At 57.7% G+C, this 24237-nt stretch carries 24 protein-coding genes; 9 read left to right on the forward strand and 15 right to left on the reverse strand.

Annotated features, from left to right (window positions below):
- Window positions 1–37: 37 nt before the first annotated feature.
- On the forward strand, window positions 38–544 hold the full coding sequence (locus WA411_RS04585; RefSeq protein WP_291904386.1) for a DnaJ domain-containing protein: 507 nt from the start codon (window positions 38–40) through the stop codon (window positions 542–544).
- 1 nt (window position 545) lies between these two features.
- On the opposite strand, the gene WA411_RS04590 is transcribed toward WA411_RS04585, so the two are convergent.
- Window positions 546–1334 (reverse strand): secretin N-terminal domain-containing protein, encoded by a 789-nt coding sequence (locus tag WA411_RS04590; RefSeq protein WP_291904384.1) that lies wholly within the window; start codon window positions 1332–1334, stop codon window positions 546–548.
- Between the two features lie 356 nt (window positions 1335–1690).
- On the opposite strand from WA411_RS04590, the gene WA411_RS04595 reads away from it, so the two are divergent.
- Window positions 1691–2743, forward strand: coding sequence for a 3-deoxy-7-phosphoheptulonate synthase (locus WA411_RS04595; RefSeq protein ID WP_291904382.1), 1053 nt, complete (start codon window positions 1691–1693; stop codon window positions 2741–2743).
- On the opposite strand, the gene WA411_RS04600 is transcribed toward WA411_RS04595, so the two are convergent.
- Window positions 2688–3410 carry a LysE family translocator gene (locus WA411_RS04600; protein ID WP_442915586.1) on the reverse strand — a complete coding sequence of 241 codons (723 nt, stop codon included), beginning with the start codon at window positions 3408–3410 and terminating at the stop codon, window positions 2688–2690. The two genes, WA411_RS04595 and WA411_RS04600, sit on opposite strands and share 56 nt — an antisense overlap.
- Before the next feature lie 122 nt (window positions 3411–3532).
- Between WA411_RS04600 and WA411_RS04605 the strand changes: the two genes are divergently transcribed.
- Window positions 3533–4975, forward strand: a complete 1443-nt coding sequence (locus tag WA411_RS04605; RefSeq protein ID WP_291904381.1) for a dihydrolipoyl dehydrogenase — start codon at window positions 3533–3535, stop codon at window positions 4973–4975.
- Window positions 4976–4993: 18 nt separating this feature from the next.
- Here the strand turns inward: WA411_RS04605 and WA411_RS04610 are convergent, their stop codons facing one another.
- Entirely contained in the window at window positions 4994–5269 is a 276-nt protein-coding gene (locus tag WA411_RS04610; protein WP_291904378.1) for a DUF2061 domain-containing protein, read from the reverse strand.
- 228 nt (window positions 5270–5497) lie between these two features.
- Here WA411_RS04610 and WA411_RS04615 point away from each other — a divergent pair, with 228 nt between their 5' ends.
- A complete protein-coding gene (locus tag WA411_RS04615) occupies window positions 5498–5971 on the forward strand; it encodes a Dps family protein (protein ID WP_069182047.1) in 474 nt (157 codons plus the stop codon).
- Window positions 5972–6132: 161 nt separating this feature from the next.
- Entirely contained in the window at window positions 6133–7803 is a 1671-nt protein-coding gene (locus tag WA411_RS04620) for a choice-of-anchor I family protein (protein ID WP_291904375.1), read from the forward strand.
- A gap of 67 nt (window positions 7804–7870) precedes the next feature.
- On the opposite strand, the gene WA411_RS04625 is transcribed toward WA411_RS04620, so the two are convergent.
- The 6 genes from WA411_RS04625 to WA411_RS04650 form a co-directional block, all read right to left on the reverse strand.
- On the reverse strand, window positions 7871–8995 hold the full coding sequence (locus WA411_RS04625; protein WP_291904374.1) for an NAD(P)/FAD-dependent oxidoreductase: 1125 nt from the start codon (window positions 8993–8995) through the stop codon (window positions 7871–7873).
- Window positions 8995–10308 carry an SAM-dependent methyltransferase gene (locus tag WA411_RS04630; RefSeq protein WP_291904373.1) on the reverse strand — a complete coding sequence of 438 codons (1314 nt, stop codon included), beginning with the start codon at window positions 10306–10308 and terminating at the stop codon, window positions 8995–8997. The genes WA411_RS04625 and WA411_RS04630 overlap by 1 nt, the downstream gene beginning before the upstream one ends.
- A 227-nt stretch (window positions 10309–10535) precedes the next feature.
- Entirely contained in the window at window positions 10536–11831 is a 1296-nt protein-coding gene (locus WA411_RS04635; RefSeq protein ID WP_136631372.1) for a TRAP transporter large permease, read from the reverse strand.
- Complete coding sequence (locus tag WA411_RS04640) at window positions 11828–12373, reverse strand: TRAP transporter small permease subunit (RefSeq protein ID WP_136631371.1); 546 nt, start codon at window positions 12371–12373, stop codon at window positions 11828–11830. The genes WA411_RS04635 and WA411_RS04640 overlap by 4 nt, the downstream gene beginning before the upstream one ends.
- Window positions 12374–12475: 102 nt before the next feature.
- Window positions 12476–13552, reverse strand: coding sequence for a TRAP transporter substrate-binding protein (locus WA411_RS04645; protein ID WP_153637167.1), 1077 nt, complete (start codon window positions 13550–13552; stop codon window positions 12476–12478).
- A 146-nt stretch (window positions 13553–13698) separates the two neighbouring features.
- A complete protein-coding gene (locus tag WA411_RS04650; protein WP_222465463.1) occupies window positions 13699–14163 on the reverse strand; it encodes an ATPase in 465 nt (154 codons plus the stop codon).
- 117 nt (window positions 14164–14280) lie between these two features.
- Between WA411_RS04650 and WA411_RS04655 the strand changes: the two genes are divergently transcribed.
- Window positions 14281–15348, forward strand: coding sequence for a beta-N-acetylglucosaminidase domain-containing protein (locus WA411_RS04655; protein ID WP_291904368.1), 1068 nt, complete (start codon window positions 14281–14283; stop codon window positions 15346–15348).
- Between the two features lie 9 nt (window positions 15349–15357).
- Here WA411_RS04655 and WA411_RS04660 read toward each other — a convergent pair whose 3' ends face one another.
- On the reverse strand, window positions 15358–16068 hold the full coding sequence (locus tag WA411_RS04660; protein ID WP_069182038.1) for an SIMPL domain-containing protein: 711 nt from the start codon (window positions 16066–16068) through the stop codon (window positions 15358–15360).
- Window positions 16069–16194: 126 nt separating this feature from the next.
- Between WA411_RS04660 and WA411_RS04665 the strand changes: the two genes are divergently transcribed.
- Window positions 16195–16728, forward strand: a complete 534-nt coding sequence (locus WA411_RS04665; RefSeq protein ID WP_291904367.1) for a macro domain-containing protein — start codon at window positions 16195–16197, stop codon at window positions 16726–16728.
- A gap of 8 nt (window positions 16729–16736) precedes the next feature.
- Here WA411_RS04665 and WA411_RS04670 read toward each other — a convergent pair whose 3' ends face one another.
- Window positions 16737–17744 (reverse strand): ChaN family lipoprotein, encoded by a 1008-nt coding sequence (locus tag WA411_RS04670; protein WP_418140807.1) that lies wholly within the window; start codon window positions 17742–17744, stop codon window positions 16737–16739.
- 25 nt (window positions 17745–17769) lie between these two features.
- A complete protein-coding gene (locus tag WA411_RS04675; RefSeq protein ID WP_069182795.1) occupies window positions 17770–17949 on the reverse strand; it encodes a CopG family transcriptional regulator in 180 nt (59 codons plus the stop codon).
- Between the two features lie 112 nt (window positions 17950–18061).
- Here WA411_RS04675 and dauA point away from each other — a divergent pair, with 112 nt between their 5' ends.
- Both dauA and WA411_RS04685 read left to right on the forward strand, forming a co-directional pair.
- Window positions 18062–19813 carry a C4-dicarboxylic acid transporter DauA gene (dauA, locus tag WA411_RS04680; protein WP_291904364.1) on the forward strand — a complete coding sequence of 584 codons (1752 nt, stop codon included), beginning with the start codon at window positions 18062–18064 and terminating at the stop codon, window positions 19811–19813.
- Between the two features lie 71 nt (window positions 19814–19884).
- Window positions 19885–21831 carry a CASTOR/POLLUX-related putative ion channel gene (locus WA411_RS04685; protein WP_209399859.1) on the forward strand — a complete coding sequence of 649 codons (1947 nt, stop codon included), beginning with the start codon at window positions 19885–19887 and terminating at the stop codon, window positions 21829–21831.
- 6 nt (window positions 21832–21837) lie between these two features.
- Here the strand turns inward: WA411_RS04685 and WA411_RS04690 are convergent, their stop codons facing one another.
- Genes WA411_RS04690 through WA411_RS04700 form a run of 3 tightly spaced genes read right to left on the reverse strand, consistent with a single transcriptional unit; the run spans window position 21838 to window position 24081 of the window.
- The gene (locus tag WA411_RS04690; RefSeq protein ID WP_069182034.1) at window positions 21838–22227 is read right to left on the reverse strand and encodes a CBS domain-containing protein; all 390 of its coding nucleotides are present in this window, start codon (window positions 22225–22227) and stop codon (window positions 21838–21840) included.
- Window positions 22228–22240: 13 nt separating this feature from the next.
- On the reverse strand, window positions 22241–22591 hold the full coding sequence (locus WA411_RS04695) for a P-II family nitrogen regulator (RefSeq protein WP_291904359.1): 351 nt from the start codon (window positions 22589–22591) through the stop codon (window positions 22241–22243).
- A complete protein-coding gene (locus tag WA411_RS04700) occupies window positions 22588–24081 on the reverse strand; it encodes a DUF1538 domain-containing protein (protein ID WP_291904358.1) in 1494 nt (497 codons plus the stop codon). Before WA411_RS04700 ends, WA411_RS04695 begins: the two co-directional genes overlap by 4 nt.
- Window positions 24082–24237 lie beyond the last annotated feature (156 nt).

Below are 24237 nucleotides of genomic sequence, written 5' to 3' on the forward strand. Positions count from 1 at the left end.
GACAGAATTACGACGGTATTTAGGGTGAGGATCAACCATGCAGTGGATTCTGGGGCTTGCGTTGGCAGCCGCCGTGTTTGTGATTCTGAAACAGTGGGGCGCGTTGTCCGCCGAAAAGAAAAAAGCGGCCACCTGGAAGGTGATCCTCGTGGTCGGTGGAGCCTTGCTGGTGTTCATGGTCCTGACTGGACGCGTGCACGTGCTCACGGCGGCGGTTGCGGCTGTGATTCCCCTCTTGCGCAAGCTTCCCGCCTTGTTGAAATTTGCTCCGGAAATCAACCGGTTCATGGGGAGAAAACAGGGGCAGGAAAGCCGTGAGCAGGCGAGCAATCACTCTGGCTCAGACACTGATCTGGCGGGGCAGATGTCAGAACGAGAGGCCTGCGATATCCTCGGGGTAAAAGCCGGCTGCTCTGAAGAGGAAATCGTGATGGCGCATCGCCGGCTTATGCAGAAACTTCACCCCGACCGGGGCGGAAACGATTACCTTGCAGCCAAACTGAACGAAGCCAAACAGATCCTTCTCGGCAAGCGACAGGCCTGATTCAGGGCAGAATATCCACTCGGACTTCAAAGCTGCGATTGTCCGAGTGGCTACTGTTCACCTGATAGGTAATTCCACTGCGCTCCTGGCTGGAACGGGTTGCTGTGCTACCCAGTGACACCCACTGTCCCGGCTCAACCCGTCGGATGGTAACGACCGCTTCCGTTTCATATCCGTCCAGGTTTGCCGGTTCCTCCTCGAACGAGACAATGCTCAGTTCCACCGCCTGATCGGAAATGACCTGGGGACTGACCAGAAACCCGCTGCGGGTTTCGACCTGTTGCAGGAAGGCCGCCGGATTACGACCGCCGCGAATGGCGACTGGAATCGTCCGGATCTGGCCCGAGGTAATGTGTGCCGACTGGCCATCCTGCATCACCAGAGTCCGCTCCTGGGCGCTGCCGGTCGTGGTAACGCGACGTTCGGCTGAGAGTTCAGCCTGGCCGTTCGACGCGGAAATGCCGGCACCTGAGCGCTTGCCGCCGCTGTCTGTTCTGGAGCGAACAGTGATCCTTACCTGAACTGGCGCCACATCCAGTGTTTCGACAAGCCGTCCGATTTCGTCCAGCAGGGCCGGTTCACCGCGTACCACCAGTTGTTGGCCCCGGGCGGTCACGGTTACCGGCGAGCCCTGGTAAAGCTCGCGGATCTGCACCGCCACATCGTCGCCTGGTCGGTTATTGAGTTGGTACACGCGAGATTCCGCCTGGGCCAGGGCCTGGCTGGAACAAAGTCCCAGCAGCAGAACAAGAAAAAGCTGCAGGGGGTATCCTCGGACAATAACGGCCATTCAGTGCTCCAATCCTTCTGTCGGAGTCGAAAAAACTCCGACACACGGGTTGCCAAGGTGAAAACCAGGGGTATATATTGAAAAGCATGAAGACGACACACGCGACCTGTCAATTGAATGTTTTGCAAGCTTTCGGCGCCAAGCCGGCGGCTGCCGTCGCTGCTGTGTTTTTCTGGTGGTTTGGTTATGGCTTTTATTTTAGCCAGTGCCGGGGCCGCCCCTAGGATCTTCATCGAACGAATAACGAGGAAGGCAGCCCGGCAGAAAACCCAGGCTGCCACCGGACTCAAAAAGCCCCGACTGGTAGCCCAGCCGGGGCTTTTTTGATTCTGACGCAGGGAAACGGGAACACTGACATGAACATGCCCTTGAACACTGAACTGACACACCAGGATGCGGAGCCCCAGGTCCGGCACCGACAGGAAGTGGTTCTGCCGACGCCCGCGGAGCTCAGGCTTGAGATGCCGGCCAGTGCCGCTGTCGTCCAACAGGTAGAAGAGCAGAGACAGGCCATCCGGGACATTCTGCAGGGCGAGGACAGCAGAACCCTGATCGTAATGGGGCCGTGTTCCATACACGATGAGGTGGCGGCCCTAGAGTACGGGAAGAAGCTGAAGGCCCTGGCGGACGATGTCAGCGACCGCTTTCTTATCGTTATGCGGGCGTATCTGGAGAAGCCCCGGACCACGGTCGGCTGGAAAGGGCTGCTGTACGATCCGGAGCGCACAGGGGACGGTGATCTGAATGAGGGGCTACGTCGCTCCCGCCGACTGCTGTTGAATCTGGCGGCGATGGGTTTGCCGCTGGCCACCGAGGCCCTGAGCCCCTCCGCCATGGATTACCTGGGTGATCTGGTAAGTTGGACTGCCATTGGTGCCCGAACCACCGAATCCCAGGTACATCGTGAAATGGTCAGTGGCCTGCCGATGCCCACCGGCTTCAAGAACGGCACCGATGGCGGTATTGCCGTGGCAACCAACGCCATGAAGTCGGCATCCCATCCTCATCACCACCTTGGGGTGTCCGCGACCGGGGCGCCGGTCATGATTACCACCCGGGGCAACCCTGATACCCATCTGGTGTTGCGCGGTGGCCGCGGTATTACCAACTATGATGCTGTAAGTATTGAACAGGCCGTTGGGGCCCTGGCAGAAGCCGGATTGTCGACTGCGGTGATGGTGGACTGCAGCCATGACAATGCCTGCAAGCAGGCCGAACGACAGCTGGATATCGCCCGGGAAGTAATGGCACAGCGCCGTGCCGGCAACCAGCATATCCGTGGTTTGATGCTGGAAAGTTTCCTGGAACCGGGCCGCCAGGACGATGGTGAAGACCTGCGCTACGGCTGCTCGATTACCGATCCTTGTCTAGGATGGGCGCAGACGGAGGCTCTGATCCGCTCACTGTAGACAGTAGCAGCTGGCCAGCCAGTAACAGCAGAACACCGCCCATCAGCCGGTCCAGCCAGTGGCCAAACCGGTTAAACCCGCTGCGGATCCGGGGCAGGGTGAAGAAAACAGCGACCATGGCAAACCACAGCCCCGTGGCCAAAGCCATGTAAATGCCGTAGCCGGCCTGGAGCGCAATGGGCGTGCCCGGGCTGATCACAACAGAGAACAGGGAGACAAAAAACAGCGTTGCCTTGGGATTCAGGGCATTGGTCAGGAAACCCAGTCGCAGGGCGGCAAGACCGGATTGTCCTCCCGTCGGGGCCTGTTCTACATGAACGCCACCGGCCCGGGCCCTCAAACATTGAACGGCAATCCAGGCAAGGTAGAGTGCCCCCAGCACCTTGAGAACATTGAACAGCATGATCGATTGCTGGATCAGCAGTCCGATTCCGAGCAAGGAATAGCAGACATGCACCAGAATTCCCCCGCCGATACCGATGGCTGTCAGCAGGGCGTTCCTTCGGCTCTGGCAGAGCGCCTGTCTGAGCATCACCGCAAAATCCGGGCCGGGGCTTGCCACTGCCAGCAAGTGGACGAGGGCCACCGTCAGAAATTCCGGCCAGTAACTCTGAATAGTTCCAACTCCTTTCCTGCGCCTGCCAAGGTCTGAAAAGGCTGACAGCATAGGCTGAATCCGGTCTTTTTTCACGGTATGGGTGAAACCTGCCATGGCTTCTATACTGAGGTCTCACCCGTTCCAACCTTCCGTGTTCCCCGATGCCGGGAACGCCTGTCAGGAGATCTTGTATGGAAAAGCGAGCCGTAGACGTTGCCATCATCGGAGCCGGTACCGCAGGAATGGTGGCGTATCAGCGTGTGCGCAAGGCGACCGACAGAGTAGTACTGATTGAGGGCGAGCAGTACGGAACCACCTGCGCAAGAGTCGGGTGTATGCCCAGCAAGCTTTTGATTGCGGCCGCCGAAAACGCACATCAGATGCAGCTTGGCGACCTGTTTGGCGTGTCTGCCGGAGCGATCAGAGTTGATGGCAAACGGGTTATGGAACGGGTGCGAACCGAGCGGGACCGTTTCGTTTCTGGCGTGATTAACTCGGTCGAGAAGTTTCCGGAGGCGCACCGGTTGAGAGGTCACGCCCGGTTTGTCGGTCCGAATCATCTGGTGGTTGGCAACAACCTTGAGGTGCAGGCCGGCCGGATCATTATCGCTACCGGTTCACGGCCCAACATTCCCGGGTTTCTGAAAGAGGCTAAAGACCGGCTGGTGGTGAATGATGATATTTTCGAGTGGCAGGATCTGCCGGACTCGGTGGCGGTATTTGGTCCGGGCGTGATTGGCCTGGAGCTCGGGCAAGCCTTGAGCCGGCTTGGTGTCCGGGTGCGAATGTTCGGGGTTGGCGGGTCTGTCGGTCCCATCCAGGATGACTCCATCCGGGACTACGCCCTTAAAACCTTTAACGAAGAGTTCCCGCTGGATCCCGATGCGGAGGTCAAGAACGTTGAGCGGGTTGATAACGGTGTTGCCATTACGTTTGTGGACGGGGATGCCGGTGAAAAGATCGAAACCTTTGATTACCTGTTAGCAGCCACCGGCCGTCGCCCGAATGTGGACGGGCTGGATATCCAGAACGCCGGTATCGAGCTGGGTGAGAAGGGTATGCCCCTGTTTGATCCCCATACCCTGCGTTGTGGCCAGAGCCACATATTCATCTCCGGCGATGCCAATAACAGTCTGCCGCTGTTGCATGAGGCGGCCGACGAGGGCCGTATAGCGGGCGACAACGCGGGGTCTTACCCGGATGTGCGAACCGGGCTTCGCCGTACCCCGTTGGCGGTGGTATTCACAGATCCGCAGATTGCGACCGTAGGCCTGACCATTCACCAGGTGGACGAGCGGTGTCGCGGCTGTTTTGCTGTGGGCGAGGTATCGTTCGAGGATCAGGGGCGCAGTCGGGTGATTGGCAAAAACCGGGGGCTACTGAGGGTTTATGGTGAGCATGGCAGCGGCCTGTTCATGGGTGCCGAGATGTTCGGTCCTGCGGCGGAGCATATTGCCCATCTGCTCGCATGGTCGGCCCAGCGACGACTGACCGTCAGCGAAATGCTGGAGATGCCATTTTACCATCCGGTTATCGAGGAAGGGGTGCGGACGGCCCTGAAAGACCTCAACCGAAATCTCAGTATCGGACCGGCGCCAGAAGAGGGATGCACCGATTGTGGGCCGGGTGTTTGAGCCGGCCCTTGATCAGAATCAACAGGTGTGGGGCTGAGTCCGGGATAAAGTTCCGGTCGCTGTCCTTGCGTTCCGCTGGCGGCGTGCCCAGATCTTTTCATGGAAGAAATAGGCAACGGTGTTGATGGCTGGCTCCACCATGGCGATCAAACTGCCAATCAGGATGTCACCCGTGAGCAGATAAGCCACGGTGAATGCCACTGTAAAGTGGGTGAGGGCGAACGTTACCGTTTTGATCAGCGACTGGTCGCCATTCCTGCCATGGTTATGTACAAACAGTTTTAACGCGCTCATGGTCATCTCCGGTTTCGTTCGTGGTTCATCTCCATTTAAGGCCGGGTGAGAATGATTGTTAAATGAATTGTATTGAGAGTGGGGATAGGCTCGAACTATTTATTTGACTTCTTCCATAGCATTATTCATCGTCGCTATTGACGAGATTAGCAAACTAAACTTCCCGACCGAGTTTGGTCGGTCGTATACTTTTTAAAACGTCACGCATAATTGCCAAGGAGATGCGTTATGGGTAAGAACTTTATTGGTCTTGATACTGAGAAAACAGCGCAACTGGCTGATTCCCTGAATGATCTTTTGTCCAACTACCAGATCTTCTACATGAATGTCCGTGGCTACCATTGGAACATCAAGGGCGACAACTTCTTCGAGCTGCACGTCAAATTCGAGGAGCTGTACGATGATCTGTTGCTCAAGATCGATGAGATTGCAGAGCGCGTGCTGACGCTTGGCCATCGGCCGGCTCACGCCTACAGCACCTACATTGAGCGCTCTGAAGTGCCGGAGCGCAAAGATGTTTCGGATGGCAAGGAAGCGATGGAGAACATCGTGGAAAGCTTTGCCAAACTGATCGGCAAACAGCGTGCGTTGCTCAGTCTGGCGGGTGACGCGGAAGATGAAGGCACAGTTGCCCTTATGAGTGACTACATCTCTCAGCAGGAAAAGACTGTCTGGATGTATCGGAGTTACCTCGGTCACTGAGTCGATTGAAGTTACGGAATGGCGACCTTCGGGTCGCCATTTTTTTGTTCTTTTCACCAATTCGTAATCGCAATGACTCGGAACTGACGCTGAACTGTCACGCCTGTGCCCTAGCGTGTGTAGGGATTCCCTACACCAAGCAATGCCAGAGGCACAATGTCATGTTCCGTAAGACCCTGCTTTCCGCAACCATCCTGTCTTCCCTGCTGGGCCTGAGCGCCTGTACCGATGATGGTGACGATGGCGCTGATGGTATCAACGGCACCAGCAAATCACTGATCGAACTCAATGTTCTGGGCACCTATCAGGCCCCGGGCGACGTGTTCGACGTGGGAGCTGCCGAAATTGTTGCCCACGATGCTGCCAACCAGCGATTGTTCGTTGTAAACGCCGGTGCCTCCACGGTAGACGTGCTTGATATCCAGGATCCATCCCAACCGGTTCTCTTGCAGACCATCGATGCGACCGCCGAGGGTGCATCCGCCAACAATGTGGCTGTCTTCGGCAGCCTGGTGGCGGTGGCCATCGAAGCCGACGTCAAGCAGGACAACGGCAAGGTCGTTTTCTACAACACCACTGATCTTGGCAAGGTTGTTGAAGTTACGGTAGGGGCGCTGCCCGATATGGTTACCTTTACCCGGGACGGCATGAAAGTGCTGGTCGCCAACGAGGGTGAACCAAGCGACGACTACACCAACGATCCGGTGGGATCCGTCAGCATTATTGATCTGTCAGCGGGCGTTGCCGGTGCAACGGTAACCACCGCAGGATTCGAAGCCTTCAATGCCGATGAGGTGGCCCTGAAAGCCAGCGGTGTGCGGGTGTTTGGGCCGGGAGCAACCGTCGCCCAGGATATGGAGCCGGAGTACATTGCGGTCTCCCTCGACAACAAGACCGCCTGGGTCGCCCTGCAGGAGAACAACGCCGTAGCCGAGCTGGATATCGAGGCCGGGGTGATCAATGCGATCCTGCCCCTCGGTTTCAAGGACCACAGCGTGATAGGAAACGAGCTGGACGTCAGCAACCGGGATAGCGGCATCAACATTCGCAACTGGCCGGTAAAAGGTATGTATATGCCGGACGCGATCACCAGCTACGGCTACAACGGCAAGACCTACTACATCACCGCCAACGAGGGTGATTCCCGGGACTACGATGGCTTCTCCGAAGAGTTCCGGCTCGGGGATCTGACCCTGGATGCCACGGCCTTCCCAAATGCGGCCGATCGACAGCTGGAGGAGAACCTAGGCCGGATCAACGTGACCTCGACCCTGGGCGTCAGCAATGGCTGCGATCCCTCTGACCCGGCGACAGATCCGGAAGTAGACTGCGAATACAGCGAAATCTACACCTACGGCGCACGATCCTTCTCTATCTGGTCTGCCGATGGCCAGAGGGTCTTTGACAGCGGCAGCGAATTCGAGCGGATCACCGCCAGTCTGTTGCCTGAGAACTTCAACGCCACCAATGACGAGAACAATTTCGACAACCGATCTGATGACAAAGGTCCTGAGCCGGAAGCCGTCACGGTTGGCACAATCAACGGCCAGACCTTCGCGTTTATCGGTCTTGAGCGAATTGGCGGAATCATGGTTTACGACGTGACCAATCCCCAGAATCCGGAATTCGTCCAGTACCTGAACAATCGGGATTTCTCAGTGTCGGATGCAGACCTGCAGGCCGGTATGGCCGGAGATCTTGGTCCGGAGGGCATTGCCTTCATCGCTGCCGAGGACAGCCCGAATGGGCAGCCCTTGCTGGCAGTGGGAAATGAAATCAGCGGAACCACCACCCTGTACGGTATTGACGTGATTGAACTGACGGCGAACTGAGTTCAGGGTCTGAAAGAAACCCGGGGGGCATCGTTATCGATCCTCCCGGGTTTTTTTGTTTTCCGCCTCAGACAGCGGCTTTCAGCGGCGGCACTTCCTGATGGAGGAACCACTTCTCCGTAACCACCTTTCTTGTAAACCAGTGCGAGCGCATCAGGCTGCTGGCCAGTGGCGTCTTGATCCAGTCCGGGACCTGCCAGCCCTGATCCGTGTCTGCCGCCCGATTGCCAAAGCGTTCGGCAATGGCATCGCCGTAGATCTGCAATGAGGAGGCCGAATAATCCGGCGCGTCCCGTATCACATCTGCCGCCAGCAGCGCCGATTCGATGGCGGGCCGGATGCCTTCACCGCTCTGGGTGTAAGCCAGGCCGGCGGAATCGCCAATCAACAGAATACCGTCGTCCACCAGTGGCCTCTCGGCATGGGCATAAAGCAGGTAGGCGTGGCCTTTGAAACGCCCGGGCAGGTCCTCCGGAATGCGCCCGGCGGACTTCATCTCATCGACAAAAGCCTCTAGATGACCGCTCAGCTTGTGGTTATCCTCCCGGCCCAGCCCGATATTCAGGTAATTGCCCTTGCGAAACACCCAGGCATAACCCTTGAGATCGCGGCAGAACCAGAGCTCCGGGGTGTCGCCCCGGGCCTCGCAGGCGGAAGCCTGCTCGGGTGTCATTTCGAATTCCACCTCCTTGGCGGCGACAACGGTCTCGTGGCTACCCGGGCCTTCGCCAAGCAACCGTGCAACCGGGCAGAAGTGCCCGCCGGCACCCACGACAAGGGGGGCTTCCCAGGTGTCGTTGATGAGCCAGTTGCCGTCTTTCCGGACGATGGACTTGACCGGCGTGGCGAGCTGTTTCGGACCGGTGACGCGGCTGAGCAGATAATCGTCGAATTCACACCGGCGAATGCCATAGCTGACCACATCGCCGTGGTCGTTTTCCACGGCCGGCTGCCCCATCATGCCAATGCGAAACCGGCGAATGGGCTGGAGTGTCCGTCCGTTGGCGTACTCGTCGAGATCAATCTTCAGGGTTTCCATGACGGCAGGAGTCACCCAGCCCGCGCAGGTTTTATCCCGGGGAAAATCCTGTTTGTCGATGATCAGTACTTTTTTGCCGCTGGTCTCAAGGGCACTGGCCAGGGTGGAGCCGGCTGGGCCGGCACCCACGATGATCAGGTCGTAATAATCCATCAGGCCTCCTCTGGTGCCGCTGGAAACTCATACAGGTCCCGGCGGTTCTGCGGCAGACTGTTGTTGTCGCCGTGGGTAAAAACCACCTGGAACAGTTGCAGTGAGCCGGCGCGGAACGCAGCGATGGAGCCCGCCAGATACATGCGCCAGGCCCGGGTAAAGTGGCCATCATACATAGCCGTTACCTTATCTTCGTTCTCGTTGAAACGATCCATCCAGTGGCTCAGGGTCTGGGCGTAATGCAGGCGCAGGTTCTCCACATCCAGCACCGAGAAATCGCCGTGTTCGCAGATTTCCATGAATTCGCCGATGCTGGGCGGATAGGCGCCGGGGAAGATGCGTTTTTCGATCCAGGCGTTCATCAGCATCGGGCGATTGCGGCCAATACTGTGGAGCAGAGCAATCCCGTCGGGTTTCAGACTCCGCTTGATGAGTTCGGACAACGCCTCGTAGTTTTCCTTTCCCACGTGTTCGAGCATGCCGATGGAGACAAAGGCATCGTACTGGCCGCTGATGTTGCGGTAGTCGTCCTCGACGTATTCCACCAGATGATCCAGCCCCTGCTTGCGGGCCTCCTCCCGGGCAAAGGCCAGCTGCTCTTTTGAGATGTTGTAGGAGTGCACCTTGACGCCGTAGTTACGGGCCATGTAACGGGCCAGCCCACCCCAGCCGCAGCCTGCCTCGACCACGGTCATGCCGGGTTTGAGACGCAGCTTGCGGCAGACATGCTCCAGCTTGGCCAGTTGAGCCTGTTCCAGGGTCAGCTCGGGGCTCTCGTAATAGGCGCAGGTGTACTGCATTTCAGCGCTGTCCAGCCAGAGCCGGTAGAACTCGTTGCCCAGGTCATAGTGATGGTTAATGTTTTCTTTGGCTTCGGAGATTCCGGTGGACCGGGGGTTGTGATTGCGCCAGAGTGCTTCCAGCCATTTCGGCCACTTCTGGCGCGCCTGATGAACTGAGCGGTAGAGGGTTTCCATCAGGTCGGGCAGGTCGCCTTCCACCTCCAGGCGACCTGCGCTGTAGAGATCGCCGAACGCCAGGTTGGGGTTGGTCACCAGTGCGTACAGGGCCTTGGGGTCGGTGAGGTGCAGAGTGAACTGTGCATGTTGGCCATCCGGTTCGATGACATCGCCGTTCCAGAGCCGGAACCGGAGTGGCGGTGAGCCGGCCATGCGCATCAGCTTGGCAATCAGCCAGCGCTCGTACGTGTGCGGTGACCGGTCCACGTGGGTGCTTTCCAGTGGCAGGGTCAGAACATGGCTCTTGGATTCTTGCCCGTGGTCACGGGGTTTCTGGGCAGTGCTCTGGTTCATGGACTCCACTCTCCCTTCATAACCTCAACATCAATGTTTTGCCGACGTGCGTGTTCCAGGGTTCCCGAATACCAGTCTGAGAATCACCGCTTGTCCGTTCAGTATAGAAAACAGTCAGATTTTGTCAGGTGAGGCGTATGAAGAAGAAAACTATCGTGAGAATAGAGGCGCAGGAAATGAGAGGGACAGAAAAAAATACCGGGCCCTCAGGCCCGGTATTTTTCGAATCAGTATGAGGAACTCATACCAAACCATTCTGGGAAAATGACTATCAGTGCCAGCACAAACATCTGTATCAGGATGAAGGGCAGCACGCCTTTGTAGATGTCCGTTGTTCGCACCTCGGGCGGTGCTACCCCCTTCAGATAGAACAACGAAAACCCGAATGGTGGCGTCAGGAAGCTGGTTTGCAGGTTCATTGCAATCAGAATCGCGAACCAGAGCATGTTGATGCCCATAGCCTCGGCCACCGGCGCAAGGATCGGCACGATGATGAAGGAAATCTCCACGAAATCGATGAAGAAACCCAGTACCAGGATGACCACCATGGCCAGGATGATGAAGCCCCACTTTTCACCGGGCAGCTGGAGCAGCCACTCTTCCAGCAGGTAGTCGCCTCCGGTGTAGCTGAACACCATGGAGAAAGCGGTGGCACCAATCAGGATCGCGAAGACCATGGCAGTTACCTTCACCGTGTCCTTGGACGCATCCCATACCATCTTGAAAGAAAACTGTCGGTAGATGATGGCCAGTACGATGGCACCAACACCGCCCAGTGCGGACGATTCCGTGGGTGTTGCAATGCCGGTAAAGATCGAGCCCAGAACCACCACAATCAATGCCAGCGGCGGAATGATTGCCAGCAGCGCGTTGAAGATTTCCTTCTTGCGGGACACGCCCGGTTCATCCGGCATGGCCGGAGCGGTTTCAGGCTTCAGCCTGGTCAGAACCAGGATATACACGATATAGAGCCCGACCAGCACGATGCCGGGCCAGACCGCTGCCTTGAACAGGTCCCCGACCGGAAGGCCAAGCACGTCACCCAGGATGATCAGGATGATCGAGGGCGGAACGATCTGGCCGAGCGTACCGGACGCACAAATGGTGCCTGTAGCAAGCCGTTTGTCGTATTTGTGGGCCAACATGACCGGCAGGGAAATCAGGCCCATGGCTACCACGCTGGCGCCAACGACGCCGGTGGAAGCAGCGAGCAGGGCACCAACCAGGATGGTCGAAATCGCCAGACCGCCTGGAAGGCCACCAAAAAGTCGACCCATAGAGGTCAACAGCTGCTCCGCCAAACGGGTGCGCTGAAGCACGACACCCATGAAGATAAAGAGCGGCACGGCCATCAAAACGGTATTCTGCATCACGCTCATGATGCGATAGGGCATGAAGGCAAAGAGATCCATACCCTCTGCGAAGATTCCGAAGAACAGTGCGACGCCACCGAAGGTGAAAGCGACGGGGAAGCCCAGCATCAGCATCAGCAGGGCGACACCGAACATAATCATACCGATCATGCGAGGCCTCCTGCGCTGTGCTCACCTTCGTATTCCTTGTCTCCTGCCATGACTCGCAGGGCGTAGGTGGCCATGTTCAGTCCGGCAATGCCGATGAATACGGCACTGACAGGGATAACGGATTTGATGATCCAGCGGTGCGGGAGGCCGCCAGGATCACCGCTGCCTTCTCCCATGTTGTAGGAGTCCAGCGCGAAATCGTAACCGTAGATGCCAATCAGATAGGCAAATGGAATGACAAAGATCAGGGCGCCAATCAGGTTGACCCAGGCTTTGGCCTTGTTGCCCCATTTGGTGTAGAAAACGTCGACCCGAACATGACCATCCGTGCGTAATGCGTAGGGAATACCCAGCAGGAACACCACAGAATAGAGGTGCCACTCCATTTCCTGCATGCCGATTGAAACGTTGTTGAAAGCGTAGCGGGCCACTACGTCGTAAAAGACGTTGGCTGCCATCAGTATCATTGCGACACAGGCAACCCACCCACAGAAGATGGACAGCCGGGCAAGCCCGTCGTCCAGTTTGATGATCCACCGCATTGATGATCCCCCGCCAGGAGAGCTGGCGTTTTTATCCGTTGCTATAAACGACAAAGCCGGGATCACTCGGAGAGCGATCCCGGCTCCGTTAAAGCCTATATCTTACTCGACTTCGGCCATCGTGTTGAGGTAGGCGCGCTCGGAAATGTTGGTATAAGCGCGGCTCTGCTCAAGGTAGTTCTCCTGGGAGTCGATAATCTTGGCAGCCATGTCGCTCTCAGCAGCGGCTTCTTTCAGCAGCTTGTTGTTGGCTTCATACATGGCATCAAAGATTTCGTCCGGAAAACGTTTGATCTGGACATTCGGATATTCCTCGCGAATGTTGGCCCAGGCTTCGGCATTGGCGTGCTGGGAGTGAACCAGCATGTCGTAGGAAGCTGTACGCATGGCAACACGCATGATTTCCTGCAGGTCAGCCGGGAGCTTGTCCCAGACGCGCTTGTTCACCAGGAACTGAAGTTCGGTCGCAGGCTCATGCCAGCCGGTGTAGTAGTAGTCGGCAATCTGCTGGAAACCCAGACGCAGATCCAGGGCCGGACCTACCCACTCAACGGCATCGATGGTGTTACGTTCCAGAGCGGTGTAAAGCTCGCCCGGAGCGATGTTGGTCGGGTTAACGCCAACTTCCGCGAACACTTCACCGGCGAAACCGGGAATACGCATCTTCAGACCTTGAAGGTCTTCCAGCGAATTGATTTCCTTGCGGAACCAGCCGCCCATCTGAACGCCGGTGTTACCGCCCGGGAAGGACAGCATGTTATGGGGCTCGTAGACTTCCTGCATCAGCTCCATGCCGCCGCCATGATAGAACCAGGCGTACTGTTCCATGGCGTTCATGCCAAACGGCATGCTGGTGAAGAACAGGGTCTCGGGGACCTTGCCCTTCCAGTAGTAGGAAGCAGAGTGGCCCATGTCGTATTGGCCGGCTTTGACCATGTCAAAAATGCCGAGGGGCGCCTTGTGCTTGTTGGATGAATCAATGCGGACCTTGAGGCGGCCGTCAGACATTTTTTCTACGGTTTCGGCGAAACGCTTGGTGGTGTCACCGAAAATCGGAAAGTTAGGTCCCCAGGTTTCCGCAAGGCGGAGGGTGAACGTGTCTTGGGCGAGCGCCTGCGAGGAGGCAAAGGTAGTTGCCACAGCCAACACAGCCGCGGAAAGAACAGAACGGATCTTCATTGCTCTTCTATCCTCTTATCTTTTTTGTGGGTCGAGCGTTCCCCCTTTTGGGGGAAAACTACTCTTGATGCTAGTTCACGTTAGCAATTATCGTTAACAAACGAAATCAAAAACCGGTGCATGTACGACCTTGGTCGTAAGGTGGATCAGAGGTCTTGCATCCTGCCAATCTGGCTGGCGAGGCGCATCGCCTCGTGTTCTTCCAGCGCCAGGAGGTCTTCCAGCAGCGACTTGGCTTCGGGGATTTCCGCCTTGCCGATCAGTGAATCGTAGAGGTCCATGACCTGGTCGTGAAACTGGAAGACCTCCCGGGCGATGTCCTCGAAAGACATGGACGCGTAATGGGTGTAGGAGTCGGCGCTGGGGCCAATCGGTTTGTGCTGGTTGTTCAGGTAATCGTAGAGGCGTGTGCTCATGGCCTTGGGTTCGGCCTGGTTCTCGAATTCACGCACGGCTTTCTCCAGCAGCGACTCATGGCGCGACAGGTAATCGAGCAACGCGGAGGCTCTCTCGTCATTGTTCAGTTTGGCCGATTCATGAAGGCTACGGGACAGATGCGCGTGCAGCTGACGTGTCCAGTCGATCAGGTCCTCGAAAGTTGTTATCTCCATTGCTTTGCTCCTTACCGGGGCGGATCGTTTGTAGTTGGCATTAGAGAGAAGTCTAGTCAAAATTGAGGGTTATGGGGTACCCGCCGGGCTCCGGCATCAGCGAAATGGAAATAGGCCATGACAACGACACTAGGCATCATTGAAGGATTCTACGGCCCCATGTGGACCTGGCAGGAACGTCGATACCTGGTCCGCTCCCTGGCTCCCCACGGTTACGGCTTTTATCTCTATGCTCCCAAGGCCGATGCCTTCCTCCGGCGAAAATGGCAGCAGCCACACCCGCCAGCTATGGCCTCGGAGCTGGCCGAGTTTTCCCGTTTCTGTCGTCACGAGGGGATGCGTTTTGGCATAGGGCTGAGCCCGTTCGAGATATTCAACCGGTTCGACGACGAGGCCCGCACGGCGTTGGCACACAAGCTCGCGCTGCTGGAACGTATCGGCATTGACGAACTGGCGATCCTGTTTGACGACATGCGTTCCGATACCCCGGACCTTGCCGGTACTCAGGCTGACATAGTGCACTGGGTTCGTGAGCACACAGCCATCAAGTTTCTGAGCGTCTGTCCCAGTTACTATTCTGACGACCCCGTACTGGATCGGGTGTTTGGAGAGCGTCCGGCAGATTATCTGGAGACTCTCGGGCGCAAACTGGACCATTCGGTGAATATCTTCTGGACCGGGGAGGAGGTGTGCTCTAGGGAAGTATCGCCCGGGCACCTGAAGCGGATCGGGGACCTGCTCGGGCGCAAGCCAGTACTCTGGGACAATTACCCGGTCAATGACGGTGACCGGATGTCGCAGCATCTGCACCTGCGCGCGTTCACCGGGCGACCGGCGGCCAATGCCGCGCATCTGGCAGCCCACGGGATCAATCCGGCACTGCAGCCGACGTTAACGGCAGTTCCGGCCATCACGCTGGCAGAATCCTATCGCCTGGGACCCTCCTATCAATACGGCCAGGCGTTCCGCCACGCGGCCCGGGAGGTGCTGGGCCGGGAGTTGGCGGCGCAGCTGCAGGCGGATTTGCTGGTACTGCAGGACGCCGGCCTGGGCCGGATCAGTGCTGAAAAGCGGCAGAGTCTGCAGCACACCTACGATGCCTTCGACCACCCTGCAGCCAACGAGGTTCTGCGCTGGCTGGCGGGTGAATATCAGGTTACCGATGAGATGGTGGCTACCCAGTAACCCGCGCGGCTAGCGAAGGTAATATTCAACGGTCGAGACCACGCGAACGGTTTTGACGGGTTGCTGTCCTTCCATGATGCCCGGTGCCTGATCCCGGGCCAGAATCTGGAACACACCCTGATTGGCGCGTCGCAGACCCCCGAGTTCCGCCTTGGCATCCTGGGCAAACTGGGCTGCCGCTTCCCGCGCTGATGCCGTGGCTTCGGCGATCATCTCGGGCTTGATATCGTTGAGTCCGTTAAACAGATAGGTAGGCCCCGATGGGCCGTAGTCCGAAGAGAGCACCACTCCCGAGTCCACCAGTTCACTGACCCCCTGTGCGGCCTGGCGGATCCGGGCGATATCGGTGCTACGGACCATCAGGGTCTGGCTGATTATGAATTTCTGCTCGCCGTTATTGGCCTGGTAAGGGTTGGCCCGGGTATCGGTGACATCCAGGCGCTGGAGTTCGACCGCATCCTGGTCAATGGCCTGCAGTTTCAGGAAGGCAATGATTGCATCCCGGCTGCTTCTGGCCTTGTCCTGGGCCTCACTCAGCGACGCCCCTGTTGCAACAAAGCGAATGGGCCACAAGGCAAGATCTGCAGTTACTTGCCGTTCAGCCACACCCTTGACGGTGACATAGCGGTCGCCGGTTTTCAGGTCAGTCAGGCCGTCACTGATCAGGGCGGCGGAGATGATGGCGCTGATGCCGAGAATCAGCGAGGCAAGAAGCTTCATGGAGTGTCCCTGTTGGCATCACCGGAGAGTTCCGGAAAGTCCCGGAAAGCGTCCGGTTGATGGCTGCTATCCTGAATATCAGGAACAAGATTAGCGCTTCACCCCAAAAGCTGGAAGGGAGGAATCATGACGGCTGTGAAAGTTGAGTGCGTCAAAGGCAATATTGCCGCACAACCGGATATCGATGTCATCGTGAATGCGACCAATGCCGAACTTCTGCCCGGCAGTGGTGTGGCCGGTGCCATTCACGGTGCCGCAGGCCCCGGTCTGGCAGAGGAGTGCCGGACTTTGGCGCCCATCAGTCCTGGCGAGGCGGTGATCAGCTCCGCCCACAACCTGCCTAACGGGCATGTCATCCATTGCCTGGGCCCGGTTTATGGGGTGGATGAGCCGTCAGACCGTCTGCTGGCGGACTGTTTCCGGAACGCGCTGCGCCTGGCGGACCAGCGCGACCTGTCGTCCATTGCCTTTCCCGCCATTTCTACCGGGGTTTTCGGTTATCCGTTGAGAGACGCAGCGGCTGTGGCCATGAAAACGGTCGCCGACACCCTGGCAAATCTCAACTCTGTTCGCCTGGTCCGGTTTGTTCTTTTCAGCGATCAGGATCTTTCCATATTCGATGAGGCCCTCAAGCTGGAACCGGACCTTTCCGGTAGGTAGAGGTCACCTTAGTCACAGGACCTGTCGGTCGATCGGCTGAAACGGGCCCTCATGGCTTCGCGTTCCCGCTCGGCATCCCGGAATTCCTCGGGCAGGGGTTGGATAAAGTAAACGAAGTCACCTTTCGGGCGATTGCTGTCCAGTGGTGGTTGGTTGATGTCCGATGGCCAGAACACCGGACTGATTACTGCGACAGACAGCTCCGGCGCACGTTGCTTCAACAGCGCCACGGTTCCCAGGCCGTCTTCACTGTGAAACGTGCCGGTCAGGTGCAGCACCTGGTGCCCCGGATGCTCTGCCCGGGCCTGCAGAATGCGGGCAGCCATGGTGTTGTCGCGAAGTAGCTGAGCCTTGTAGGTGTTTTCCATGCGCTCGCTCATGGTGTCGTCTGCCTGATGGCTCGCACCAATGGCTGCCATGAACTTTTCCCGGTAGGCCGGGGTGTCCATGAAGGGGGCGGAGGGCAACTTCTGTTTCAGGCTGTCCGAGACACGCTCGAGGTATTCCGGACCTTTCCGGCCGACACAGCGCACGACGTCTGCCGGCGCATTCGCCGCGATCACCGGCAGATTATGCCGGCGGGCAAATTCCACCAGTGGCCGGTAGGAGGCCCGGTAGTTATCCCAGGCATCGGCATCTTCAATCATCTCGGTTTCGCCGGTTTCTCCCTCCAGGTAGCGGTTCAGCTGGTCCTGACGGTCCAGGTTGAACTGTTCCATGCTGAGAATCTGCTCTGGCCGTTGTTGGAACAGGGTGGTCTGAAGCCGCGATTGAAGAAGATGTGAGCCGTGGTGCCCATGGTATTCGCCAACAATGACCACATCTGTGTCGATCAGCTTCTGCGCCAGCTGTTCAGGCGTCAGAACGGTGTTGTTTTCAGGCTGAATGATGCGGGCATCGTACTGGGTCTGCGGTGCTGTCAGAACCGCATCAGGGTCTTTTGATGAAGGCATGGCAGTACATCCGTTCAGGGCGGACAGTGTGGCAATGAGCAGGGCTGGCGCAAAAACGTTCATGACAGTCCTTACGTTTTGATCACATTCAGGATCTTTTTTCGCGTTCTTCTCGCCAGTCGGGGCCCAGCCTTTCTTCCACGTATTCCCGGATGAATTGGCGCACCCTCTGGGACGGGGTTACGTCTTCCTGCTTGCACAGTTCTTCAAAGGCGGCCTTTTTTTCCGGGTCGATCAGTAACGTCAGACGGGCAGTGCGCTTTTCCATGGAGTTGTTCATAACCTTTGGTGATTGCCAAATATGTTAATCATATTAACATTGAATGAATATTTTATGAGCATATAATTTACAGGCATCAGTTGCAATTAACGAGTCTTTTATGCCGCATCGCGCCCACCTGTTTTCACTCCGGATAGCCCACGCATTCCGAGAAGCCTGCATCGATGAGCCCTATCGCGGAAGGCGTTTTCTACGGGATCTGATGGCCGGTGTAACGGTGGGCATTATTGCCATACCTCTGGCCATGGCGTTGGCGATTGCCAGTGGTGTTGCGCCACAGTACGGGCTCTACACCGCCATTATTGCCGGGTTTGTAATTGCACTGACTGGTGGCAGCCGGTTCAGTATCTCCGGGCCTACGGCTGCCTTCGTTGTTATTCTCTATCCGATCGCCCAGAGCTATGGTCTGGGTGGTTTGCTGCTGGCTACCCTGATGTCCGGCGTTTTGCTGATGATCATGGCTCTGATGCGGCTGGGGCGATTCATCGAGTACATTCCGGAGTCTGTCACCCTGGGGTTCACCGGAGGCATTGCGGTGGTGATTGCCACTTTGCAGGTCCGGGATTTTCTGGGTCTGCCGGTTGGCGATATGCCCGAGCACTACTGGGATAAACTGGCGTTGCTGGCAGGGGCATTGCCGGAGTTTGATGCCATGAGCACGCTCGTGGCCGGTGTCACCCTGGCTGTAATGTTGCTCTGGCCAAGATTTAAAACCCCGGTGCCTCCGCATCTGCCGGCTGTGGTGATCGGGAGTCTTCTGGCGCTGTGGCTGAATACGCAGGGCGCTGCTGTCGAAACTATTGGTTCAAGGTTCAGCTATCTGCTGCCCGATGGCTCGATGGGGGCGGGTATTCCGCCTTTCCTGCCAGAGTTTGCCTGGCCCTGGCAGCAGGCGGGGGCATCAGGCGAGCCAATTGGCTTGTCATGGTCGCTGGTTCGTGACCTGCTACCTGCCGCGTTTGCCATTGCGATGCTCGGCGCCATCGAATCCCTGCTCTGTGCCGTGGTACTGGATGGCATGACCGGAAAACGCCACAGCGCCAACAGCGAGCTGATGGGGCAGGGGCTTGGCAACATCATCACGCCGTTTTTCGGAGGCATTACCGCGACCGCCGCTATCGCCCGCTCTGCCGCCAATTACCGCGCTGGCGCCGAGTCCCCTGTATCGGCCATGGTGCACTCTCTGGTGGTGCTGCTTGCCCTGGTTTCTCTGGCGGGCCTTCTGGCCTATCTGCCTATGCCGGCCATGGCGGCCCTGCTGATTATGGTGGCCTGGAACATGAGTGAGGCGCCCAAGTCACTGCATCTGCTGAAAACCGCGCCGCGCAGCGATATCCTGGTTTTTATCACCTGCTTTTCGCTTACGGTGCTGCTGGACATGGTAATTGCCATCACCACCGGAGTCTTGTTGGCGGCCGTCCTGTTCATGCGGGAAATGGCCCAGATGACCAAGGTCACGGATATCACGCTGAGCAAACGGATTGCGGAAGCTCGACTGCCCGAGGGGTGGCAGGTCTTCAAGATCAATGGTCCCTTGTTCTTTGCCGCCGCTGACCGGATTTTCGGAGAGCTGGCGCTGATGGCCAGAAACGCGCGCGGGTTCGTCCTCTATATGGACGGCGTCACCATTCTCGATGCCGGAGGGCTGTCTGCCCTGAACAAACTGATTGCCACCTGTGAGCGGGACGGTACGCAAATTGTGATCGCCGATCTTCAGTTCCAGCCGTTGCGAGCCCTCTCTCGCGCCGGTGTCATGCCGGTGCCTGGTGTGAGCCGCTACACGCCCTCCCTGGACGAAGCCTTGCGGCTGATTGCTGAACCCGGCGCTGCATCTGGCCAGCCACCCGGATAAAACATTGATTCCCGAAGTCCCGGAATGGTTTACCCTTAGGCGATAAGACTACGCGCAAAAGAAGGAATGCCATGCTGCCTTTCCGGCTGATCGACCGAGTGAAATTCATACTGGAACGCCAACTGGTAAAGGGGGCGGGGTTCCAGCTTCTTGTGGTCGGTGTGTTCATCGGCCTGATTTCCCTGATTGGCGGCCTTCTGGTGGTGCCCCAGGGCGGAGACTTCGAGGAGCCGGGCTCAGCCATCTGGTGGGCTTTCCTTCGGCTGACCGATCCCGGATATCTGGGGGATGATGTCGGCACCTGGCAGCGAATCGTCTCGACGCTGCTGACAGTTCTGGGGTACGTGGTGTTCATGGGCACCCTGGTGGCCATCCTGACCCGATGGCTGATAGCCAAGATGGCGGACCTGGAACGCGGTCTCACACCGGTAACTCTTAAAAACCATGTGGTGGTGCTGGGCTGGACCAGCCAGACCCTGCCCTTGCTTTCTGAATTGCTGGGCTCCAGTGGCCGGATGCGCCGCTTTCTGGAAAAGCACGATGCCCAGAAACTGAATCTTGTTGTGCTGTCGGAGGAGGCTTCCGCAGCCCAGGTTCACGAGCTGCGGAGTGAACCGGGCATCGGTCGCAGGGCCCGGCAGATCATCCTGCGTTCTGGCTCGGCAATCCAGCCGGACGCCCTGCATCGGGTGGCCTGTCTGGATGCCGCGGCGGTTATCGTCCCCAGCGCCGCCCATGAGGCCGGAAGCCTGGTGACCTCGGATGTGGAAACCGTCAAGGCACTGCTCTCCATTGCGGCCCAGGCCAGACAGCTCAAGTCTTCCTTGCCTTTCGTTGTGGCCGAGATCCAGGACGTTCGCAAGCTTCCGGTGATTGAGCGGGCCTATCCCGGCGCGGTGGAAGTGGTAGCGGGCGATGCCACGATCAGTCGTCTGATGGTTCAGAATATTCTTCATCCCGGGCTATCAGAGGTATACAACGAATTGCTCACGGCCGGTGAGGGCAACGAGATCTACATCCGGGGCGGAGAGTCGCTGGGCGGAATAACGCTTGGTGAGCTGGCCGCGGCCCGGCCCGAGGTTATCGTGCTGGGCCTTTTGAAACAGCGCGGTGCAGGCTGGGACGTGCAGCTGCTGGCACCCTCAGACTCACGAATTGATCCGGCCGATCGGGTGGTGATCATGGCCCGGGACTACTCCGAGACCGAACCCGATCCCAAAAAGACACCTTTGCCGGAGCTGGAAAGGGGGCAGGCGGTGCGCGTCGACCGGCCTTCTGACCAGGCCAACCACCGGGTCCTGGTGCTGGGGTGGAATCGGCGGGTGCCCAGCCTGATTGCGGAATTCCTCAGTTACGGACACCGTCACTTCGAGGTGGACCTGGTTTCCGTGGTTCCGAAAGCCGAGCGGGAACAGGCGATTGCCCAGTACGTGGAGAATGCCGATCGCCTGACCTGCCGGCATATCGAGGCGGATTATATGGTGGAGGGAGAACTGCGCCGGATCGGGCCAGCGGGCTACGATACGGTGATCCTGCTCAGTAGCGACCGACTGGCCTCCGGCGAAGAGGCCGATGCCCGTGCAATGGTGGGGTATCTTCAGCTCGAGGACATCCTGGCCGATTTTGCCCGACGGCCCCAGCTGATCATGGAGTTGAGTGACCCGGACAACCGCCACCTCTTGTATGGGCACCAGAGTGAAATGTTGATCAGTCCCATGATTCTGAGTCACGTACTGGCTCAGGTGGCCCTGCGGCGGGAGCTTCGGATCGTGCTGGATGAACTGTTTACCGTGGGTGGTGCCGAGATCCAGTTCCGGGACCCGGCGGATTACCCCTTGCCCGCCAGTGCGACCTTTCAGGTGCTGGAGAAGACGGTTGCCGCTGAGGGTGAGCTTGCCCTCGGTGTCTTTCGCAAAAAGGCCAATGAACGTGGGCGTCACCTGCAACTGAATCCGTCCCGTAAGGAGTACCTGGAGTTGCAGCCGGGCGACCGTCTGGTGGTGTTGTGCCTGACCTGAGCGCCCTCAGTCGATGCTGTCGAGCAGGGCCGCCATGATGTCGTCCATGACCACAAAGCCCTTGAGGTCGTTATCCGCCAGCACCAGGAGGCGCTTTACCCGGTACTTGCTCATCAGGCTTGCCGCATGCCGAACGTTCAGGTTCTCACCAACGCTGATCACCGGCTTGGCGCAGGCGTCATAAACGTTGAGAAGATCGATATCGCCGTCTTCGGCGATGACGGTTTTCAGTACATTGGTGTAGGTGATCAGGCCCCAGGCATCGTGTTCGCTTGTCTTTTCCACCACCAGCGACTTCAAAGAATGCTGCTTCATCTTTGATAGCGCCTCGCGGATGCTGGCAAACGGAGAGATGGTGATCACGTCCCGAACCATCACATCTTTGACCAGTTTCATGGGTGTTCTCCGGTTACAGTGAATCTTTCAGGTGTTGTTCGAATTTTTCGACTTGTGACATGTCGATCCCACCCAGATGTTCCAGGGGAAGTGTGAATACAAGCCCCTTCGAATCGCTATGGTCAGGCATGAGTATCTTCTGGATGGCTTTGAGAATATCGAGCGAAAGGCTCTTTTCCAGGACCATCAGCAGAATGCTCTGGCTGCCATCGTAGGTCAGACCGAAGAAGGTTTTCTTGGCGGTATTGCTGATACCGCGACCAGAAAGCACCGTGATGCCGCCGGCACCAAGATCCCTTGCGGCATCAACGCAGTCCTGCTCCTGATCCTCGGGAACGATTGCTACCAGTACCGAAAATTTCATGGGTCTGTTTTCCTCTGCTTTGCGAGCATTTCAACAATGATGGCGTAGCTCATCACCGTCACAATCGGAAAGATGGAGGCGAAGGCGATCAGGCCGAAACCGTCGATGAGCACGTTGCGGCCTTCGATGCTGCTTGCCAGGCCAATACCCAGTGCGGTCACCAGAGGTACGGTCACCTCTGAGGTGGTGACCCCACCAAGATCGTATGCCAGGGGGATGATGTACCTGGGGGCCAGCGCGGTCAGGACGATGACCAGAATATAGCCGCCAATGATGTAATGGTGAATGGAATCGCCACTGATAATCCGGTGAACGCCAAGGGTGATACCCACCGCGACGCCGACCGCCACGATAATCCGGATGGCGTTGCCGTTGATGGTGCCGGCGGCCGCCTGCTCCGCCTGGTGTCCGATCGCGATCAACGCGGGTTCGGCCATGGTGGTGGCAAAGCCGATCATGAAGGCGAAGAGGTAGACGAACAGATACCCCTCCATGCCCAGCAACTGTCGGGCCATGCTTGTTCCGATGGGAAACAGGCCAAGCTTGAGCCCGACCACGAAGGCATACAGCCCCAGCACCACCAGCGCAAATCCGAACAGGATCTTGCGGGGATTGGTCAGCCCGCGACGCAGAACCAGATACTGGAAAAACAAAATAGTAATGATGATGGGAAGGACGTCGCGGACCATCCAGGCAAGATCGAGCAGCATGCCCAGCACAACGGGTGTCTGGTCGACTGTTTCAGTCTGGGCCGCCGTTGGCAAAGCTACCGGGTCTGCGGGGGCACCGGAATACACAACAATCCCGTACAGCTGAACGGTGATCATCGGAACCATGACGGCGAGGGCTACCAGACCGAAGCCGTCCAGTAGCGGATTGCGCCCCCGGATTGAGGCTGCCAGGCCAATACCCAGAGCGGCAATCAGGGGAACGGTAACGATGTTGGTGGTAACGCCACCGGAATCGTAGGCAAGGCCCACGATCTCGGGCGGCGCAAACCAGGTGATGATCACCACCACGATATAGCCGATGATCATGAACCACTGCAGCGGGTAACCGAAAATGGTTCTGAACACGCCCAGGGCAACCACCAGCCCGACGGACACCGCTACCAGAATCCTGAGCGTCAGTGACTTGATCTTGCCCTCGCTGATTTCCTCGGCCTGCTGGGCTACCGCAATAAGCGCCGGCTCGGCGACCACGGCGGAAAAACCCATGGCGAAGCCGAACGACAACAGCACCGGTACCGAGCCCTTTCGGGCAAACTGATTGGACAGGCTTTTCCCGACCGGGAAAATGCTGAGCTCCAGACCCTGAAGAAACAGGGCGACACCCACTGCCACAATCAGCAGGCCTGCCGCCATCACAAAGATGTTCTCGGGTATTTGCTGGAGAATCAGAAGCTGGAAGAAGACAACGACGGCGATGATCGGAAACAGATTTTTCAGGGCATGCAGCAAGGAATGACTGAAAGCTTGCAGATAGAACACTGTTTGCGCCTGGTGGGTTCCGGTTAAAAGTGCTCGTTGGACACCGTAACAGTAGCCATGGTTCCCGTGTTGATCCAGCTCAAGACCGGCGTCAATTCGTCATTCACCAGGAAAATGCCGAAAATAGATCATATAAATTTCAATTATAAATTTGAA

This window comes from Marinobacter sp. CH_CUG1437-1, assembly GCF_037029655.1.
GTDB classification, from domain to species: domain Bacteria; phylum Pseudomonadota; class Gammaproteobacteria; order Pseudomonadales; family Oleiphilaceae; genus Marinobacter; species Marinobacter salsuginis.